The sequence below is a fragment of the Rhodococcus sp. T2V genome, from assembly GCF_029269925.1.
GTDB lineage: Bacteria > Actinomycetota > Actinomycetes > Mycobacteriales > Mycobacteriaceae > Rhodococcus_F > Rhodococcus_F koreensis.
In genome coordinates this window covers 1-529 of sequence record NZ_JARJBD010000486.1, presented here as the reverse complement: position 1 = coordinate 529, position 529 = coordinate 1, and the positions used below count along the sequence as shown (strand labels likewise).

The window sequence follows — 529 nt, the reverse complement described above, 5'->3', positions numbered from 1 at the left end:
CCGACGAGATCCAATACATTCTCGACCACTCGGGAGCGCGCGTGCTCTATCTCGACCCCGAGTTGAACGAGGCGCTCCGCGAGATCCGGGTCGAACACCGCTTCGTGCTGGGCGACGATGCTGCGCTCTACAGCCCCGCAGAGATCGACCCCGTGCCCTGGCGTCCCAATGAGGATGCGACCGCCTGCATCAACTTCACCTCGGGGACAACGGCACGACCCAAAGGTGTGCAGATCACGCACCGCAACCTCTGGCTCAACGCGGTTCATCGGGTCGTTGCGGACGAACTTGAGGATCAGCCGGATCAGCGGGTCGAACAACCCGACGTCGATCATGATCCCGAAGAAGGTGATCGCGAAGAACAGCAACGCCGCCGTGGGGGCGAGCTTGAGCAGCGCCTCCATGATCATGTCGCTGAAACCCATTCCCGCACCGGCGAAAAGGGCGAACACGGTCGGTACGACGATAAGGGCCGCGACCGGGGTGATGCGCTTGCTCATGATCAGGTACATGAATACCGCGATCATCG

Annotated in this window: 2 pseudogenes; one reads left to right on the top strand and one right to left on the bottom strand. The window is 61.8% G+C overall.

Annotated elements, in window-relative coordinates:
- Window positions 1-41 precede the first annotated feature (41 nt).
- A pseudogene (locus P3H15_RS54995) lies at window positions 42-227 on the top strand (AMP-dependent synthetase); the annotation flags it as partial.
- Between the two features lie 39 nt (window positions 228-266).
- Here the strand turns inward: P3H15_RS54995 and P3H15_RS54990 are convergent.
- Window positions 267-527 (bottom strand): annotated as a pseudogene (locus P3H15_RS54990) (citrate:proton symporter); the annotation flags it as partial.
- Between the last annotated feature and the right edge of the window lie 2 nt (window positions 528-529).